The organism is Ammoniphilus soli (assembly GCF_040813775.1).
Genome location: NZ_JBEGDL010000003.1, coordinates 203,354 through 221,721, shown reverse-complemented (window position 1 = coordinate 221,721; position 18,368 = coordinate 203,354). Strand labels below are relative to the sequence as shown.

Sequence of the window (18,368 nt, the reverse complement as noted above, 5' to 3'; positions counted from 1 at the left end):
CAGTGATTACAGTCTCGATGGCGGACAACCTAGCCAGAACCCATACAGCGAACTGCGTTAATCACCTCTCTAGGCTCTTCTGCATAGCATGAATGTACGAAGAGAAAAGAGGTGACAGACGTGACACGGCGTGTTACTACTACAGAAGCGCCACATCGCATCAACGTAATTCTCAACCATGAGCAGAAAAAAGGTCCTTCCTTGTCGGATTCCTTATCCAAGTTTCATTTGCAGGACCAGGGCACAGCCCCGCATGAGCGGTTTTTGCAGATTACGAAAGAAATGGACCGTCTGGTCGGGATGAAGGAAATCAAGGATCTTATTCATGAAATCTATGCCCTTTTATTCATCAATCAGTGTCGGAGAAAACAAGGGCTGAAAGCAGACAGCCAGGTTCTCCATATGATTTTTAAGGGAAATCCCGGGACAGGGAAAACCACGGTAGCCCGGATTATTGGGAGATTATTTAAGGAGATGGGAGTACTCTCCAAGGGGCATCTGGTCGAGGTGGAGCGAGCCGACCTTGTCGGGGAGTATATTGGACATACCGCGCAAAAAACCCGTGAGCATATCAAAAAGGCCATGGGCGGCATTTTATTTATTGATGAAGCGTATTCCCTCGCTCGTGGAGGGGATAAGGACTTTGGCAGAGAGGCAATCGATTGTCTCGTCAAGAGTCTTGAGGATTACAAGAACGATTTTATCTTAATCCTGGCAGGCTATTCCATGGAAATTGATGATTTCCTTTCTTCTAATCCCGGATTACCTTCCCGGTTTCCGATTCAGGTGAATTTTCCTGACTATAGTCTAGATGAATTAATGCAAATCGCTGAAATGATGCTAGAGGAGCGAGAATATCAATTTTCTTCCTACGCTCGTCAGAAGATGCGCCAACATTTGCAAAAGCAATTGTTTCAGTCTAGTTTTAGCAATGCTAGGCACGTGAGAAATGTAATCGAGCGGTCTATTCGCTATCAAGCAGTAAGGCTGCTGTATAAATTGAATCCAAGTAAAGAAGACTTAATTACCTTAGGATCGGATGATTTGCATTTTGAATCCTCATCCGTTCGGCGCTGACAATCAAAGGGCTCCCCATTTAGGGCAGTCCTTTTTGATGATTTTTCGATAAGAATATGGTGTTTTCAACAAATTCAGGGTTGATTCTCCACTGTGGTGTGGTATGGTTAATTTATGAAATAAGTGAGATGAAAGGAAATTTTCACCAATGGAACGCCCAACCAAATTATCTCAAGAATCCCCTGTACCGAATCGAAGAAGGAGAAAAAAGAAAAAACGGAGCCTAGGAAGATTTATTCTTAGTTTTCTCTTATTGATGTGTATAGTGGGTGCCAGCGCCATGGGATATGCTTCTTGGAGGGTGGATCAGGCGATGGGTCACCTCGTTTCGAATGCCCAAGACACGAAAACGGGATCCTTGCCGGCATCTGCTGTTAAAGAGACAACAGCCGGAGATACAGATACAAGTGTGGAGAAGAAAAGCTTTTCTGTGTTGATTATGGGCCGGGATTATCGTCCGGAAACAGGGACAAACCTTACGGACGTTATGATCGTGGCTGCTGTTGACATGGAGAATAGAAAGGTTTCCATGGTTTCTATTCCGCGGGATACGAAAGTGCGATTGCCGGATATTAATAAGCGAGTAAAAGCAAATGAAGCGTATAACTATGGTGAACATCTGAAAAAACAAGCAGAAGACAAAGATAAGATCCCGGATCATGACGGTGCCACTGTATCGAAAGCAATGGCGAGCTCTCTGTTTGATATTCCGATCGATCATTACATCCTTGTGGATTTTGAAAGCTTTACCGCTTTGGTCGATGAGGTCGGAGGAATTACCGTCGAAGTTGAGAGGGAGATGATTTATAATGACCCATCAGATAACACTCATATTAATTTAAAAGCCGGAAAGCAGCATTTAAATGGGAAGAAAGCTTTGGATTGGGTGCGTCATCGTCAAGATGACCGCGGACATGCGTTTTTCTCCAGTGACTTTGATCGGAATCAGAGACAGAAAGAAGCGATAAAAGCCATTGCACAAGAATTAACCACATGGAAAGGGCTTACCCGCATCTTTGATGTCATGGATGTGATGGCTGAGCATGTTCGGACGGACCTTTCCAAAGAGCAAATGAGGGATTTGTTTTGGGCATTTAAATCATTAGATCCAGAGAACGTAAAAAGTATTGATACTCCCAATGTATATTGGGATAGTGTTCAATTGCAGACGGTTATTCCGCAAGAGGATCTTTCTACTGCGCATAGCGAACTAGTACTATTACTTAAAAAAGAAGGGAAGAGCAGCTAAGGCTCCTTCCCTTTCGTCATGTGAAGAACTATTTCTTTGCACGAAATTATGATCCTTTAGCAAGCGTTGAACAGGGACATAAAGAACATTATAATAAGTAAGCAATATCCAAAGTGTGCAGAGTTTGGATTCGGAGGTAATTATGGAATCAAGTCTAACCCGTGAACGGGCCATTCTTGTTGGAGTGCAGTTGCAACAAATGACAGACCATGCGTTCCGATCCTCTTTTGAGGAATTGGAGAATCTCGCAGATACGGCAGGAGCCGAAGTGGTGGCAAGGCTAGTCCAAAAAAGGACGCGACCGGATAATGTCACCTATGTAGGAAAGGGGAAGGTAGAAGAGCTGATGGCGGCCATTGAAGAGGTGCAAGCCGATCTCTTGATTTTTGATGGCGAACTCTCCCCCATCCAACAACGAAACCTAGAAAATTTATTAGATATAAAAATCATTGACCGCACATCGCTCATTTTGGATATCTTTGCGATGCGTGCAAAAAGCAGGGAAGGCATCCTTCAAGTCGAGCTGGCTAGACTGTCCTATAAACTTCCGCGTTTAACGGGAAGGGGACAGGAATTAAGCCGTCAGGGAGGCGGGATTGGTTCGAGAGGAGCAGGGGAACAAAAGCTGGAATTAGACCGCAGGCATATTCGCCGCAGAATAAGTGAAATCGAAGGCCATCTTGAGGAGGTCAAGCGAACCAGAGAGCTGCATCGGGTTCAAAGAAAAAAAACAGGGATTCCCGTAGTGTCTCTCGTCGGTTATACGAATGCGGGAAAGTCAACCTTGTTTAATGCCATTTACCGGTATGTCCATGAGATGGAGGAAGAACAAGTTGAAGCGGAAAACAAATTGTTTAAAACTCTCGATACAACGACAAGAAAAATTCAACTGGAGAATGGCTGGGAGTGGCTTCTAAGCGATACTGTCGGTTTTATTCAAAACTTGCCGCATAAGCTGGTGAAGGCTTTTCAGAGCACATTAGAAGAAGTGACGCAAGCTGACCTTCTTCTTCACGTCATCGATAGTTCCAGTCCGGAACGGGAAGAACAAATTGCCACCGTAGAGTCTGTTCTTACCGGTATAGGCGCTTTGAATGTGCCAGTAATCAAAGTGTATAACAAGGGCGATCTCCTCGAGATAAAGCCTTACCTGCAGGCTAGTGATGTTCTGGTTTCTGCCGTTACCGGGGAGGGTTTAGCGGATCTGCTTGGGAAAGTGGAAGAAAAGATTTACTCTGATGTGACGACCTATAGTTTGCTGTTACCTTATGATCAAGCCATGATCATGTCAAAGCTCCATAGAATGGGAGAAGTGACCAGCAAGGAAGAGTCGGATGAGGGGTGGAAGCTTATCGTTCGGCTATCTGAAGAAAATTTTGGCCGTCTTTCATCGGAGCTTGGTCCTTATATCATGAAAGAATAAAAGATTACAAAAAGAATATTATGTCAACCGAGGAGTAAATCAGCAATGTATACAATGTTAAAGCATGGAGAGCATTTCAAACCGTTTGTTGAAGCAGCCGAAAAGAAAATAGAGGCGCGGATCAAAGAAATCAACAACATGTCCGATTATAACCAATTTAAGGTTTTGAGGGCGTTTCAGGAAGAGGAAGTCAGCGATTATCATTTTTCACCTTCTACTGGTTATGGATATGATGATGTAGGCCGCCATACCTTGGAGAAAATTTATGCGAAGGTTTTTGGCGGGGAGGCTGCATTAGTTCGACCTCAAATCATATCAGGCACACACGCGATTGCTATTTCCTTATTTGGCATTCTTCGTCCTGGTGATGAGCTAATGTATATAACGGGGGCTCCTTACGATACATTAGAAGAAGTTGTAGGGGTTCGCGGACATGGGCAAGGTTCCTTAAAAGATTATCAGATCGGGTATCAGGCTATCCCATTAACGGACTCAGGGGCTGTCGATTTTGACAGGATATCCCAAGTGATAACAGCCAAAACAAAAGTGATTGGAATCCAGCGTTCACGCGGATATGCTGATCGCCCTTCTTTTCCGATTGAACAATTAAAGGAAATGATCCTTTTTGTCAAAGAATTGAAACCGGATGTGATCGTGTTTGTAGATAACTGTTACGGGGAGTTTACGGAAGCTCTCGAGCCGACCCAAGTAGGAGCGGATATAATGGCAGGGTCCCTGATTAAGAATCCAGGCGGGGGGATCGCCAAGACCGGGGGGTATATTGTCGGAAAGGAAGAATACGTCACGCTAGCCTCCTATCGAATGGCAGCACCGGGCATCGGAGCGGAAGGGGGAGCTTCCTTATACTCGTTGCATGAAATGTATCAAGGATTTTTTCTCGCCCCTCACGTGGTTGGTGAAGCGCTGAAAGGAGCAACGTTTACCGCTGCGCTCCTAGAGAGTCTAGGCTTTCGAACCAATCCGAAATGGAATGACCCTAGGACGGACCTGATCCAGTCAGTGGAATTCGGGAGTGCTGAGAAGCTTATTGCTTTTTGTCAGGGGATTCAAAAAGCTTCTCCTGTGGATTCCCATGTTCGCCCTGAGCCAAGCGAGATGCCGGGATATGCAGATAAAGTCATTATGGCTGCGGGTACGTTCATTCAGGGAGCAAGCATTGAATTATCTGCAGACGGTCCGCTTCGCCCTCCTTATCTCGGTTTTGTTCAGGGAGGTTTAACCTATTCCCACGTGAAGGTGGGGGTATTGACTGCGCTGGATGCTCTCGCCGAGAAAGGGCTGTTATCCCTTTCATAGAAAACAAGCCCAAATTAGTGTCAGTTTTTGTTACAAGCATTGACACGTAACTTGATCTTATATAGAATAAATATATAATCAAGTTTTTACAAAAATTGCTTCTGAAGAGGGTGTTTTCTATGGGCGACGATATCCGCCGCAATATGGCCCTATTTCCCATTGGGATTGTAATGAAGCTAACGGACTTAACGGCCCGACAGATCCGCTATTACGAGACCAACGATCTAATTCAGCCTGTAAGAACGGAAGGCAATCAGCGTCTGTTTTCTTTTAATGATGTTGATCGGCTTTTAACGATCAAGTCGTATATTGAAAAAGGACTGAATATCGCAGGGATTAAACAGGTAATGAACCTGAACCCAGATCCGGCTGCGAAGGAACCGACTGTTATGACGGAGAGCTCTGAGCAAAAACGCAAGGAAATGTCTGATACCGAGTTGAGGCAACTGTTAAAGCAGCAGTTAATGATCAACCGGCCAGGAAATACTCCGTTAAATCGAGGAGAGCTATCTAGATTTTTCCATTAGTGGGAACTATATAGATGTCAATAATAAGTGGAGAGAATCTAAGGGGGTTTATCAATGAGCACACGTTACACGAAAGAAGACATTATGCGCTTGGCCAATGAATCGAATGTTAAGTATATTCGATTGGGCTTTACGGATTTGCTAGGTATGATTAAAAATGTTGAAATTCCTGTAAGTCAATTGGAAAAAGCTCTAGATAACAAGATGATGTTTGATGGTTCTTCTATCGAAGGCTTTGTACGCATTGAAGAATCTGACATGTACTTATACCCAGATTTAGATACTTGGACCGTGTTTCCTTGGGGAAGCGATTTCGGGACAGTAGCGATGTTGATTTGTGACGTCTATCTAGCAGATGGAGTAACGCCATTCCCTGGTGACCCTCGCGGTATTCTTAAGCGTCAGCTCAGGAGAGCAGAGGCAATGGGCTTTAGCGCAATGAATGTGGGTCCAGAACCTGAGTTTTTCTTATTTAGATTAGATGATAAAGGGGAACCAACCCTTGACCTGAACGATAATGGCGGATACTTTGACTTTGCTCCGCTCGATCTTGGGGAAAATTGCCGTCGTGACATCGTTCTAACTTTGGAAAAAATGGGATTTGAGATCGAAGCTTCTCACCATGAGGTAGCTCCAGGTCAGCATGAGATCGACTTTAAATACGCTAGTGCAATTAAAGCGGCCGATCAAATCCAAATATTCAAGCTAGTGGTTAAGACAGTTGCTCGTCAACACGGATTGCATGCAACCTTCATGCCGAAGCCGCTTTTCGGCATAAATGGTTCTGGTATGCACTGTCACCAATCATTGTTTAAAGGCAATGAAAATGCATTTTATGACGAAAGTGATGAGCTGGGTCTAAGTCATGTAGCGAAGCAATACATGGCAGGAATTTTAAAACACTCCCGTGGATTCTCTGCGATTACGAACCCTTTAATTAATTCGTACAAGCGTTTGGTGCCTGGTTATGAAGCACCTTGCTATGTGGCTTGGTCTGCAAAAAATAGAAGCCCATTGGTTCGCATTCCATCTTCTCGCGGATTGAGCACACGCATTGAAGTTCGCAATCCTGATCCAGCTGCGAATCCGTATTTGGCTCTTGCCGTTATGCTTGCAGCAGGTTTGGATGGAATTGAAAATGATCTGCCTTGCCCTCCAGGTACAGATCGCAATATCTATGTAATGAACGAAGAAGAAAGAGAAGAAGCAGGTATCGATACACTTCCAGCTAGCTTAAAGGAAGCCATTGAATGCTTAAAGAATAATTCAGTTATGATTGAGGCTCTTGGTGAGCATGCTGTGCTTCACTTCATTGAAGCGAAAGAAATCGAGTGGGATATGTTCCGCACTCAAATCCATGCATGGGAAAGAGATCAATATATCATTAATTACTAATCGCATAAAGTTGAGCAAGGTGCTGTAACACGGTGCCTTGCTTTTTTCTATTTTATTGGAAGGACGAATATCCTATCTGAAAAATTTTTATAAGCTTTTTGAAATCGTTTCAAGGCTTGCTTCGTAGGAAATAAAGAGAAAAGGAGGTTGTATTATGGAATGGCTGTTTTGGGCTGTCATCATTGTATTTTTTATAGGGAGCTTGGCTGGGATTGTCATCCCGATCATACCCGATGCCCTGTTAGTATGGGGAGGCTTTTTAATCTATCAGTTTGCTCTGGCGGAGCGAAGTTTATCCCCATGGTTTTGGTGGGGAATGGGCGGCATTACATTGCTTATTGTCCTAGCGGATATGCTTGCTAATTTGCTTTTTGTGAAAAAGTATGGCGGATCCAAGCTAGGGATGATAGCCTCGGTTATCGGCTTGCTCCTTGGTCCATTTGTATTAGGGCCTCTTGGGATTCTAGCTGGTCCGATACTTCTGGTTTTTGCTGTAGAGTGGATTCGGAACAGGGATGGAATGATGTCCATGAAGATAGCTCTCAGCACTCTCGCTGCTTTTTTTGGAAGTGCTGCCGTGAAATTGGTTCTTCAGGTCATTATGATCATCGCCTTTTTTATTGCAATCTAAAAACAAAAAACACTAGCCATGGATCAAATGGTCTAGTGTTTTTTGTTTTCTGTTCGAATTTATTATTTTGTTAATCATTTGAACAGCAAGAGGTAAATAGAGCGTCCCATTTTGCTAGTGCATATTTCTAAATACGCCAACTACTTTGCCAAGGATCGTTACCGATGGCAGAAGAATCGGCTCTAAGTCAGGATTCTCAGGCTGTAAGCGAATATGGTTCTTTTCCTTATAAAATGTTTTCACGGTTGCTTCTTCGTCTTCAGTCATCGCAACAACGATATCACCGTTATTTGCCACAGATTGTTGTCTGACAATGACATAATCGCCATCTAAAATACCAGCTTCGATCATACTATTTCCCTGTACTTTTAACATATATATCGTATCAGACCCTACCATTCGCTCTGGGAGGACAAAATATTCCTCTACGTTCTCCACAGCAAGGATAGGTTCACCGGCGGTAACCTTCCCTACCACGGGGATTCTAACGGTTGGTAGAGTAGCTTCTTCCTCAGGGAAGTCCAATTCATCCAAAATCTCTATGGCTCGCGGTTTCGTAGGGTCTCTTCGAATTAATCCCTTCTTTTCCAAGCGAGCTAAATGACCGTGTACGGTTGAGCTTGATGCAAGACCGACGGCTTCTCCAATCTCCCGAACAGAAGGCGGGTACCCTTTGTCTTTAACTTCTTTCTTAATGAAGTCAAGAATGGCATGCTGACGCGATGATAACTTCATCTTATTTCCCCCCTTGCTTTTACCAAAACCTTCTTTTTTTTCATTATAACAAGGTTCGATCAAATATACAAACATAAGTTCGAAGAAGTTGTTGACAAGAACGCTTGTTCGAATTAATATTTATATAAGATCGTTTGTTCGTACGTGTAGAAAGGATGAAATGATATGAAATCGATAGTTTTGGGGTTTACGATGATGGCATTGTTGATAACGAGTTTAGTGCATATTGCAGGCAATATAACATGGATGAAGCCTGCGCATGCGAGCGGTTTAATGGAATATGAGGAAGTTATCGTTCAGACTGGGGATTCCCTTTGGAAGATTGCTGATCAATATAATGAGGATCACGATCTTTCAATCTCCCAGATGGTTCAAGTCATTATTGATGAAAACCAGCTGTCTAACCCATATATCTATCCGGGACAAGTTATTCAGATCCCCTTTACCTCTAACAAATAGACTCTTTAAGGCAAGTTATGTTACAATGTAGGAACACCTTTTAGAGAGGAGACGAATTACTTGGTTACTCCTGAGAAAATCGAACGAATCAACGAACTAGCCCGGAAGTCAAAGTCAACTGGACTAACTGCAAAAGAAAAGCAAGAACAAGCTTCTCTAAGACAGGAATATATTCAGGCTGTTAGGATGTCGCTAAAAGCTAACTTAGATTCGTTAAAAATTGTAGATGAAGAAGGCAACGTCCTAAAAGAGTATGGAGAGAATAAACTGAAGAAAGATCTGCACTAACAAGCCGTCACGTATTGTGATGGCTTCATTTTTTTTGAAGCACATTACAGATTCGACTGATTTAAAGCAAAAAGGGTACAATAGAATTGGGTCTTATTGTCATCCTACAATATGCTTGGAGGTTATTACTATGGGTACGCAAATGCAACTACGTTTAAGCCAAGAGCAAATAGAGAAGATGGTGCTTGATTTTATTAAATCTAGCCAGCCGGATTTTGCTGTACAGGATGCGATGCTTGAAACCAGCTATTACGGGGAGCAAATCGATTCCTGGTGGGTGGCTTGCGAGCATAAGAACGGGGATGAATCCATTATGGAAGATGAACAGATTTTGCTGCTCATCCAGCAAAAGCAAGGATGGGAAAAAATTGTGAATCATCATATAGAGGATTCCGAGGAAGAAGGATTCGTTCTGAAAGTGAAAGGGCAATAACTGCAGAGGATGGTTATTGTCTAGGTTGAGAGAGGGGGAGAGATAATTGTCTCATTTGTCTGAAGAAGAGCTTAAGGTAGTTGAGAAGTTTGGTTTTCGCATTGTCGGATCGAAAGCCGTTCATAAAAAAATGGGCATTGAAAAAGATGTTGCTATATTTAAGGATTTTTCAACCCTCACAGAGTTGGAAGACTATGTGAAAGTCCTTTTAAGAACGGCTTGAAATTCATGCTAGAGCACCCGTTGGGTGTTTATAGAATTTACTCGGGGGCTGTATGGATACAATCACACATACTTTGTTTGGGATTACGATTTATAAAGCGATTAACAAGGAGGAAATGACCAAACCAGTCAAGCACTCCTTGCTGTTTACCTCCCTGATCGGAAGCCAGATTCCTGACATTGATGTGATTTCAAAATGGTGGGATCAAGAGGGGCTTTACCTGATGTGGCACAGAGGGATTACTCATTCCATCTTCTTAGTTCCCGTTTGGGCATTGTTTCTGAGTGTCATCTGTTACTACATATGGAAGGTGAAAGACAGAAGACTTTTCTATACGGGGTTGCTGGCTGTGTTCATCCATAATACCAGTGATATCTTTAATGCTTGGGGAACCGGGTATCTAGAACCATTCTCCAATATGAGGCTCACGTTTGGAACTGTACCCATTATTGATTTTGTCGTGTGGACGATCATTCTTTGCGGATTTATCTTTACTCGCCTACGAAAATATCCTACACACCAAGTGTTTAAGGTGGTCGGTCTACTCATTGCTGTACATTTTTTGATCCAGTCTGCTCATGGTTTTGCAATCTATCAAAATATGAAAGGTAATTATGATCAGATTGCCTTAGCTGCTGATTTTGTCCCTTGGAACTATAAAGTAATCGGGAAAATCGACCAGCGTGTTGAGATTTCTGAAGCCACAAGCTGGGGAACACCTAAATTGGAAACTCAGCTTGAAACAGCCCCAGAGGCCGATTTAGAGCATTTATTTCGGGAAAATAAACGGGCAAGGACATTGTATGAGTGGGCACCGTTTGTCGTTGTGGTGAAAGAAGAAGGACGATTTGGGATCTATGACCCGAGATTTTATCGTGATGGCCAGTCTTTTTTGTTTGAATATATTGAAACACACTAGTTAAAAAGCTTCTCCACGTTAAAGGAGAAGCTTATTTTTTAATTTGAAGAAATTCATGAGTATTAGCCCAGCAGGCTTGAATCATTTGCTCTAAGGGAAGCTGATGAATTTCTGCTAATTTTAGAGCGATATCGGCCAATAAAAGGGGCGTGGTTTGAACGTTCTGAAAGGAATCACCATATTTCCAAGGACCATCTGTTTCAATAAGAAGCTGGGAGAGCGGCACCTGTTTGGCCATCTCCTGATCTCGGGTACGATAACATATCTCAGGAGTCACAGAAATAAAATAACCCACTCCAGCAATCTGTTTGACAACGTGTGTCGGAGCTTTTAGCCAGTGGAAATGAGCTTGTTTGACTCCTTGTTTTTGAATGGCAGAAAAGGCCAATTCAGCTTTATCATGAACAGCATGAAGAATCAGTGGCAATTGATAATGAATAGCCAGATCGGAAAATGAACGCAAGACTTCGAGAAAAGGTTCCAAATCTGAGGGGGTACTGCCACAAAACTCGTAGTGCGGCAATCCGACTTCCCCTATTGCTGATATTAAACGTCTTTCTTGTTTCACAAGCGCTGATATTTCCAAGCGTTCCTGCTCAGTGGGCAATGGTAATTCCGGGTGATAACCAACGGCAGCAAATATAAAATCAGGGTACCTCAATTTTAGCTCCAGCGTTTGATAGGAAGAGCGTAAGTCAGTTGAAACGGCTAAAACGCCTTGAACGTTTTGCTTCCTCCACTGTTCGATGGATTCTTTCAGATGGTCCAAGGGATATTGATCTAGGTGAATATGGGCATCAAAGTACATTGCTTCCGAACTCCTAAAATTAAGGTTTGATTTCTACAATAAACATGTGATAGGTAAGAACCCTAAGCGTGTTTTGCGTGCGCGGAATACCTTTCATTAAATCAGCTTTTGCATAAAGCGTAACGCTTTCTCCCCCTCTTAAGCGGAGATGAATTCGCTTAAAGGCACCGAGATAAGGCATTCGCACCGTATGCAAGAGTTCTACTGTTCCTGTCATAAGTTCAATGGAATCAGGTTGCCTTGCGTGCATCCATTGACTAGTATAATAATGATACAGAAATGTATAATTGGTCCAAGATGAAAGAGAAGCAGACATAAAGATGAGTACAATCGCTAGGATGATACCAAATGGAAGAAAAGGGAATGTACTTGGAAAAGAAAAAACGGTAGTTGCATTATAGGCGATACCGATTAAAAGCCCAATAAGGATAATACCTGCTGCTATAGTTTGGAGCTGCGCCTTTCTCCTCAATTTATCCCATTTATTTATATTATATTCTAATTTTTGCATCATACCTACCCTACCCTAATGACGTTTTTCTATCATTATGTCAGAGTCAGTGCAAGGGTTCATTAGAAAAAATTTGGGAAGAGGAAAACTTTTTCCTCGTTGATTACGTCATAAATTATAGACAATAGATAGGGGGGCAATATGCTTACAAACATTTGGAGGTTGTCTGGGGTACTTTTTCTTTTGTTTTTATTAGTGGGGTGCGGCAATCAAGCTCATGAAAAGGAGGCTCAAAAGAATACGGCAGATCTCGCGGCGATGGAATCAGTACCCGCTGAAGCACCTGGTGGGTTTTCGGAGGGAGAGACAAGTCAATCGAAGCAGGAATCTTCCTATCAGCGGAAGATTATCAAATCCGCAGAAATCCATCAGAAAGTTACCGAGCTTGAACCGGCCTTGAAACAGGTTCAAGAGTTTGTGGACCGCTCTGGCGGATATGTTCAGTCCTCATCTATCCAAAAGTATCGGGAGAATGAAAGAGAAGCTGTATTTATTTTACGAATCCCTCAACAAAACTATCTGTCGATTGTAAATCAAATTCAGAGTATTGGGAAAACCACACGGATTTCTCAAAAGGGAGAAGACGTTACCGATCAATTCTATGACAATGAGGCACGAATTCGAAATCTTTCCTTGCAAGAAGAAGCTGTACAGAAACTGCTGGCCCAAGCAAATAAGATGGAGGATATCCTTAAGATCCAGCAGGAACTGTTTCGGATTCGGGGCGAAATTGAAGGCCTGGAAGGCAAAAACCGCTATCTGGATCACCTGTCCAACTTGTCTACTATCAATCTTACAATCCTTGAGGTTCAAGCCCTGGAGTATGCTGAAGATAAGCCATGGGCGCAGGCGCGTACTGGATTCGTACAGTCATTGGGAGGGGTAGGAGAGTTCTTCATTCAAATTATGGTGTTATTGATTACGTATTTGCCATTTTTGCTCTTTGTCTATTTGCCTCTCGGTTTATTCGTTTGGTGGATGATCCGTCGGCAAAAGCGAAAAAAGAGTGACATTGATAATAACCATTCATAAAGCGAGAGGAGATTAATCTCCTCTCTAATTTTTTACGCTGGCCACTAAGTCATATAATCCTCGGTAGATGTCGATCACTTCTTCGATCTTCATGCGGACCAGACCGCTTGAGGAAGGACCGACAAATTCAACTACATCGCGAAGAATAGGCGGCTGCTGAATTCCCCAACTGAAATTGCGTCTCCCGCTATACTGCTCGTAAACTCCCTTTCCAACAAAAGTGACAACTCTTGGTTTATATTTCAATATTTTTTGCTTTAAAAGCTCTTTGCCTTCTATGTACTCTTCCTTTGTAATTTCCGCTGCTGTCCGTGTCGGCCTTGCTACGATGTTGGTAAACCCATAACCCAGTTCCAATAATTCAAGATCTTCTTCTGGCTTATATTTCCGCGGTGTAAGGCCAGAGCGATGGAGTATTGTCCAGAAGCGGTTGTTCGGGTTTGCATAGTGATGACCTGTTTGTCCGGACCGGAGACTGGGGTTATAGCCGACAAATAAAATGAGCAAGCCTTCACGGAGATGGTCTGGTATTTCGTGCAGCATCGCGAATTTCTCCTTCCTATATCTGCATACAACATTTATAGAGTCATTACATACTTTAATGATAATTAAGAGTTTATATTGGATAATTATACCATTAGAATTGGAAAAAGCATTTTTACTTTTGAGTACGAAAAGGGATTGCAAGGAACCTTAAATAGAGGGATAATAAGGTTTATTCAGAAACAAATTGGGGGATTAAAATGAAGGTTGCAAAGTTTGGCGGAACCTCGGTTGCTTCCGCAGCACAAATACAGAAGGTATTCAATATTGTCATTGCTGACCCAGAAAGAAAAGTGGTTGTCGTTTCCGCACCCGGGAAGCGATTTAAGGAAGATACAAAAGTGACAGACTTGTTAATTGCTTGTGCAGAGCAATTTTTGGAACATGGGGAAGGGCATGATGCTTTCCAAGCCGTGGTTGCCCGCTACCAGGATATCGCTAATGAGTTAAAGCTATCCGAAAGTATTATAGATCGCATTTCTATGGATCTGTTAGAGGTTTTTCATGCCGATCGTTCGAATCCAGAGCGTTACTTGGACGCCGTTAAGGCAAGTGGAGAAGATAACTGCGCGAAGCTAGTAGCTGAATATTTCAACAGCCAGGGTCATGAAGCCCATTATATTAATCCTAAAGAAGCGGGCTTGCTCGTCAGCGATGAACCGGGTAATGCGCAAGTCCTTCCGGAATCGTATGAGAATTTGCGTACCCTTAGAGATAAATCCGGTATTCTTGTTGTTCCAGGGTTCTTTGGCTATTCCAAAGAGGGGCAAATCGTCACCTTCTCTCGAGGCGGCTCTGATATCACCGGTTCTATTCTTGCAGCTGGTGTAAATGCTACCCTCTATGAGAATTTTACAGATGTGGATTCTGTCTTCTCCGCAAATCCGAATATGGTATCTCAACCCAAAGAAATTAAGGTACTTACCTATAGGGAAATGCGCGAGCTTTCTTATGCCGGATTTTCCGTATTCCATGACGAAGCTTTGATCCCAGCGTTTCGTGCTGGAATTCGTGTGTGTATCAAAAACACCAATAATCCAGAGGCTCCTGGCACCAATATTGTCCTTGAACGGGAAGTAACCAATGGTCCTGTTAGCGGTATTGCCAGCGATGCAGGCTTCTGCAGCATTTACGTCAGCAAATACCTAATGAACCGTGAAATTGGTTTTGGACGCAAGCTTCTTCACATCTTAGAGGATTACGGATTGTCCTATGAGCATACGCCATCAGGAATTGATGATATTTCGGTCATCTTGCGCCAGAAGCAATTAGATGAAGAAACGGAAAAGGATATCGTCCAGCGTATCTATACGGAATTAGCAGCAGACAATGTGGTTGTGGAGCGCGATCTCGCTATGATCATGATCGTAGGAGAAGGGATGAGACACAATGTAGGGACCACAGCAAGAGCAGCGAATGCCTTAGCTAAGTCACACGTAAATATCGAGATGATTAATCAGGGTTCTTCCGAGGTCAGTATGATGTTTGGCGTCAAAGGAGTAGATGAAGTAAAGGCAGTTCAAGCTTTGTATACCGAGTTTTTTGAGAGCAAGTAGCAGCAGCTTATAGTTTATAAAGAACCCCCTTCCAGTCTAAACTAGAAGGGGGTTTGTTTAGATTGATTTCTTAGTTTTGATTTTGTTATAGGTCATTTGATCGCAAAGAACAAAAAGCTTGGAACCAGGAGTAATGGGATCTGACAGCTTCTGATTAATATAAAGGTCGCTGCCGTCCGAGATGAGTGTCGCCCCTTCCTCGAGAAGCTCGAAAAAAGCATCACGATAAGTTTTCCAATGGTCACGCTTGTCTAATTCATAGAGGTTTTCACCGTATTTTCGACTCATTAATTCTGAGTAAACATCTATTACCCCATGATTGAATAAAGACCTTACGGCGGCAACGGAAACCATTTCGTAGGAAGGAATGAACTCTTCCACCCGAACGTGTTTGAACATGTCGATATGATCCTGATGGATCACTTCTACTGTCACATGGATATGCCCATTAAATTTCTCCTCTAGTGCCGAAATCGCTGTAGATACCAAAAGTGTTTTGCCATCTATGAGAAGAGGATCAGTGACGTGGATTTCGTTGTGTTGATAAGAAGCAAAAATGATGACTCCTTTAGATTCGAGAATGTTGGCATCAAGCAAAGTTTTTTCATCCGTCGCTCGGCCTCTTACATAGTGTACACGTTCCTCAAGAACTGGGGCTTTATTTAAGTCTGCTATCAAAACGATGTCAATGTTGGGTTCCGAGGCTAGTATCTCTCGGATAGCTAACTCGGACTTGGCGCTCCATCCAATGATGATTAAATGATCTTTGCCGTTATAATTCATTTTCCCTTCCTCACGCAGTTTTTCAGCCATAGAGACAGAATTCAATACTTTACCAATGACGACTCCAACTAAACCGATTCCCGTAATAAACAGGAACATAGCGAAGAGTTTGCCGGGTGTAGTGGCGGGAGAAAAATCTCCATATCCGACAGTGGTGAGTGTGGTCATTACCCACCATAAAGCATTAATAAAGGTTTTGAATGTATCAGGTTCAAGGATATAGGCAATATACGAACAGGTAAAAATATAAAAGACAACAAAAGGAATAAAAATTCGGTTCCTAGAGCGAATTAAAAAAAACAGAAACTTCTTTGGAATGAATTCCAACCTGAAATCCTCCTCATTGACGCTTCTTGTTGGAGTTGATACCATTAGTTTCGACCAATTGGTAGAGGATGTAAACTTAGGGGGAGCAAATGCTGCAGGAATCCAATGGAATTGAAATAGAAAAATGGGAGGAGAAGGAAAGGGACATGGCTCTTTTCTTTTATACTCCACTGTGCGGGACATGCAAGATAGGAGAAAGGATGCTGGAGGTGATTCAAACGACCCTTCCGGAAGTTTTCATTTATAAGGTTAACATAAATGAATATACAAAGACGGCTCATCAATGGAAAATAGAAAGTGTGCCATGTCTTGTGATTCTTAAAAAGGGGAAACTAGTGAAAAAAATTTACGCCATGCATTCCGTTACTTACTTATTTGCAACGATAAAAGAAGAGCTCTTATAATTTTTAAAACCAACCTCCATTTATTAACCAATTGTGATATTCACAAAATGTTAAATAAGAAATAGAAAAATTGGTTGTTCCATTCCTACTAACTAGCTTACTTAATAGGCTGGTTTTTTGTTGTTTAAGAAGGAAATGGTCGGTGAATGTAGAATGTAATTATTAATTAAAATACTTTAAACATTTTGTTAATATAACATTGTGGGGAGGGGCTGCAATGAAGGATTATGAAAGCAGAGGGTTCTTGATTAAGCAGCGGGCTTTTATCAAGGCTTACTTAATTTATTTGATCGAACGGCAAAAGGATTATGGCTGGAATTACTTAGAGGAGATTAGAGAAGCATTTCAGCCATACGGGTTTAATCCAACGGCAACAGAATTATACCGATGCTTGCATGAACTGGTAGAAGATGGAGTTTTATACCGAATTAAGAAGCGAAAAGATGATTCGGAATATCAAGAAGTGGTTTTATATAAATTTACGGATGAAGGCTGGGAAAAAGGAAAACTTTACAAACAGCAGGTTAAAACGGATTTGGATCGAAGCGTTGGATTGCTTAAAAAAGCGGTCAAAGATATGTATTCCTAAAAAACTTGAAATCAGCTTGAGTTATATAATAACTTTAAGTAAGTCCAAAGTTAGTCATAAAATAAAGAATCCGGTTAAACAGTTTAAAATTAACGAAGCCGTTTATCGGATTCTTTATTTTTCATAAATAACGTAACAAAACTGATATTTTGTAACCCTATTTTTAAGATGAAAAAACGGAGGGGAAACCCTCTCCTGATTTGCGGAATTTATTTAGTCAAACTCCCACCATTTCAAATACCAATACGGATTCATGGCTTTCCATCTTGTTCCGTTGGTATCGTACATGCCGAAATGCAAATGCGGCTCAAACATCCCGCGAATTCCTTCTTCGCCATAGCCTGTTGATCCCACATATCCGATCAATTGTCCTTTAGTTACCTTTTTTCCTAGTTCAGTGCCATCTGCGAATCCCGCTAAATGTGCATAATAAAATGCAATTCCATTTTCTGACTCTATTGATAATCGCCATCCGCCATACGTATTCCATCCTCTTCTAATGATCCTCCCCTCTTCCACAGAAAAAATGGGAATCCAGCGATCGGAAAAAATATCGATTCCTTCGTGACTCCTTAAATTGCCTGTGGTAGAAAAATCTCTGGGATCTCCATAATTATTCGTATAAGGCTGATACGTTCCACCCACTAATGGAAATCCCGCCTTATTAAACATATTAGGCGGTTTGAGGGACGGCTGCGGCGGAATGTAAAGCGTTTGACCGGGTTGCAGCACATCGCTCTTTAATTTATTGGCTGATTTGATAGCCGCCGATACCTCTGCTTCCATTACTGAAGCAATATGGCTTAGCGTGTCCCCTTGTTTAAGGTTTTTTTACTATGAAAAACCCAGTGATTTGATACAATGACATAAAGGTTTAATTTTTCAAATTAATGCAATGAGAAAATAAAAGGAGGAAATGACTTGATTACTCATTTTCAGTGGAAAGAAACGAAAGGGAAAGATTATTTTCGGAAAGCCTGGAGGATTTCTTTTTTCACGCAGGGAAAATCGATAAGCGGTGTCTATCATCAAGATGGCACAATCGAATGGGATGGTGACGTCTACCCGGGTCCGGATGAAGAGGATGTGAAAAAGGAGCTACACCGGCTAATGGGCTTTCACGTTTTCCGCTAGGGCTT

Annotated in this window: 23 protein-coding genes; 17 read left to right on the top strand and 6 right to left on the bottom strand. The window is 42.2% G+C overall.

Annotated elements, in window-relative coordinates; genetic code table 11:
• The first annotated feature begins 120 nt into the window (after nt 1-120).
• The 7 genes from spoVK to ABLT31_RS08625 all read left to right on the top strand — a co-directional run bounded on the left by spoVK (nt 121) and on the right by ABLT31_RS08625 (nt 7,619).
• Nucleotides 121-1,077, top strand: coding sequence for a stage V sporulation protein K (spoVK, locus tag ABLT31_RS08655; RefSeq protein WP_367750738.1), 957 nt, complete (start codon nt 121-123; stop codon nt 1,075-1,077).
• 256 nt (nt 1,078-1,333) lie between these two features.
• Nucleotides 1,334-2,326, top strand: a complete 993-nt coding sequence (locus ABLT31_RS08650; RefSeq protein WP_367750736.1) for an LCP family protein — start codon at nt 1,334-1,336, stop codon at nt 2,324-2,326.
• A 142-nt stretch (nt 2,327-2,468) separates the two neighbouring features.
• Nucleotides 2,469-3,749, top strand: a complete 1,281-nt coding sequence (gene hflX / locus ABLT31_RS08645; RefSeq protein ID WP_367750735.1) for a GTPase HflX — start codon at nt 2,469-2,471, stop codon at nt 3,747-3,749.
• 45 nt (nt 3,750-3,794) lie between these two features.
• Nucleotides 3,795-5,066, top strand: a complete 1,272-nt coding sequence (locus ABLT31_RS08640) for a methionine gamma-lyase family protein (RefSeq protein ID WP_367750733.1) — start codon at nt 3,795-3,797, stop codon at nt 5,064-5,066.
• Between the two features lie 119 nt (nt 5,067-5,185).
• Nucleotides 5,186-5,593 (top strand): MerR family transcriptional regulator, encoded by a 408-nt coding sequence (locus tag ABLT31_RS08635; RefSeq protein ID WP_367750731.1) that lies wholly within the window; start codon nt 5,186-5,188, stop codon nt 5,591-5,593.
• A 54-nt stretch (nt 5,594-5,647) separates the two neighbouring features.
• The gene (glnA, locus tag ABLT31_RS08630; RefSeq protein ID WP_367750729.1) at nt 5,648-6,988 is read left to right on the top strand and encodes a type I glutamate--ammonia ligase; all 1,341 of its coding nucleotides are present in this window, start codon (nt 5,648-5,650) and stop codon (nt 6,986-6,988) included.
• 154 nt (nt 6,989-7,142) lie between these two features.
• On the top strand, nt 7,143-7,619 hold the full coding sequence (locus ABLT31_RS08625) for a DUF456 domain-containing protein (protein WP_367750727.1): 477 nt from the start codon (nt 7,143-7,145) through the stop codon (nt 7,617-7,619).
• A gap of 114 nt (nt 7,620-7,733) precedes the next feature.
• Here ABLT31_RS08625 and lexA read toward each other — a convergent pair whose 3' ends face one another.
• Entirely contained in the window at nt 7,734-8,354 is a 621-nt protein-coding gene (gene lexA / locus ABLT31_RS08620; protein ID WP_367750725.1) for a transcriptional repressor LexA, read from the bottom strand.
• 165 nt (nt 8,355-8,519) lie between these two features.
• Here lexA and yneA point away from each other — a divergent pair, with 165 nt between their 5' ends.
• From yneA to ABLT31_RS08595, 5 genes are all read left to right on the top strand, one after another.
• The gene (gene yneA / locus ABLT31_RS08615) at nt 8,520-8,813 is read left to right on the top strand and encodes a cell division suppressor protein YneA (protein ID WP_367750723.1); all 294 of its coding nucleotides are present in this window, start codon (nt 8,520-8,522) and stop codon (nt 8,811-8,813) included.
• 60 nt (nt 8,814-8,873) lie between these two features.
• A complete protein-coding gene (locus ABLT31_RS08610) occupies nt 8,874-9,101 on the top strand; it encodes a DUF896 domain-containing protein (protein WP_367750721.1) in 228 nt (75 codons plus the stop codon).
• Between the two features lie 130 nt (nt 9,102-9,231).
• Complete coding sequence (locus ABLT31_RS08605) at nt 9,232-9,534, top strand: hypothetical protein (RefSeq protein ID WP_367750719.1); 303 nt, start codon at nt 9,232-9,234, stop codon at nt 9,532-9,534.
• 46 nt (nt 9,535-9,580) lie between these two features.
• Complete coding sequence (locus ABLT31_RS08600) at nt 9,581-9,757, top strand: hypothetical protein (protein ID WP_367750717.1); 177 nt, start codon at nt 9,581-9,583, stop codon at nt 9,755-9,757.
• A 52-nt stretch (nt 9,758-9,809) separates the two neighbouring features.
• A complete protein-coding gene (locus ABLT31_RS08595) occupies nt 9,810-10,676 on the top strand; it encodes a metal-dependent hydrolase (protein ID WP_367750715.1) in 867 nt (288 codons plus the stop codon).
• Between the two features lie 31 nt (nt 10,677-10,707).
• On the opposite strand, the gene ABLT31_RS08590 is transcribed toward ABLT31_RS08595, so the two are convergent.
• On the bottom strand, nt 10,708-11,484 hold the full coding sequence (locus tag ABLT31_RS08590; RefSeq protein WP_367750713.1) for a TatD family hydrolase: 777 nt from the start codon (nt 11,482-11,484) through the stop codon (nt 10,708-10,710).
• A gap of 19 nt (nt 11,485-11,503) precedes the next feature.
• Complete coding sequence (locus ABLT31_RS08585; protein WP_367750712.1) at nt 11,504-11,995, bottom strand: hypothetical protein; 492 nt, start codon at nt 11,993-11,995, stop codon at nt 11,504-11,506.
• Nucleotides 11,996-12,136: 141 nt separating this feature from the next.
• Here ABLT31_RS08585 and ABLT31_RS08580 point away from each other — a divergent pair, with 141 nt between their 5' ends.
• Nucleotides 12,137-13,027 carry a DUF4349 domain-containing protein gene (locus tag ABLT31_RS08580; RefSeq protein ID WP_367750710.1) on the top strand — a complete coding sequence of 297 codons (891 nt, stop codon included), beginning with the start codon at nt 12,137-12,139 and terminating at the stop codon, nt 13,025-13,027.
• Between the two features lie 24 nt (nt 13,028-13,051).
• Here ABLT31_RS08580 and ABLT31_RS08575 read toward each other — a convergent pair whose 3' ends face one another.
• Nucleotides 13,052-13,567: a mismatch-specific DNA-glycosylase gene (locus ABLT31_RS08575; protein ID WP_367751353.1), complete on the bottom strand. Its 516-nt coding sequence runs from the start codon at nt 13,565-13,567 to the stop codon at nt 13,052-13,054.
• A gap of 203 nt (nt 13,568-13,770) precedes the next feature.
• Here ABLT31_RS08575 and ABLT31_RS08570 point away from each other — a divergent pair, with 203 nt between their 5' ends.
• A complete protein-coding gene (locus ABLT31_RS08570; RefSeq protein WP_367750708.1) occupies nt 13,771-15,126 on the top strand; it encodes an aspartate kinase in 1,356 nt (451 codons plus the stop codon).
• A gap of 57 nt (nt 15,127-15,183) precedes the next feature.
• On the opposite strand, the gene ABLT31_RS08565 is transcribed toward ABLT31_RS08570, so the two are convergent.
• Nucleotides 15,184-16,236 carry an ion channel gene (locus ABLT31_RS08565; RefSeq protein ID WP_367750706.1) on the bottom strand — a complete coding sequence of 351 codons (1,053 nt, stop codon included), beginning with the start codon at nt 16,234-16,236 and terminating at the stop codon, nt 15,184-15,186.
• Nucleotides 16,237-16,325: 89 nt separating this feature from the next.
• Between ABLT31_RS08565 and ABLT31_RS08560 the strand changes: the two genes are divergently transcribed.
• Both ABLT31_RS08560 and ABLT31_RS08555 read left to right on the top strand, forming a co-directional pair.
• On the top strand, nt 16,326-16,640 hold the full coding sequence (locus ABLT31_RS08560) for a thioredoxin family protein (RefSeq protein ID WP_367750704.1): 315 nt from the start codon (nt 16,326-16,328) through the stop codon (nt 16,638-16,640).
• A gap of 217 nt (nt 16,641-16,857) precedes the next feature.
• Nucleotides 16,858-17,229 (top strand): Replication termination protein, encoded by a 372-nt coding sequence (locus ABLT31_RS08555; protein ID WP_367750702.1) that lies wholly within the window; start codon nt 16,858-16,860, stop codon nt 17,227-17,229.
• Nucleotides 17,230-17,442: 213 nt separating this feature from the next.
• Here the strand turns inward: ABLT31_RS08555 and ABLT31_RS08550 are convergent, their stop codons facing one another.
• Nucleotides 17,443-18,015 (bottom strand): M23 family metallopeptidase, encoded by a 573-nt coding sequence (locus ABLT31_RS08550; protein WP_462976478.1) that lies wholly within the window; start codon nt 18,013-18,015, stop codon nt 17,443-17,445.
• Between the two features lie 135 nt (nt 18,016-18,150).
• Between ABLT31_RS08550 and ABLT31_RS08540 the strand changes: the two genes are divergently transcribed.
• A complete protein-coding gene (locus ABLT31_RS08540) occupies nt 18,151-18,363 on the top strand; it encodes a DUF5342 family protein (RefSeq protein WP_367750700.1) in 213 nt (70 codons plus the stop codon).
• Nucleotides 18,364-18,368: the final 5 nt, after the last annotated feature.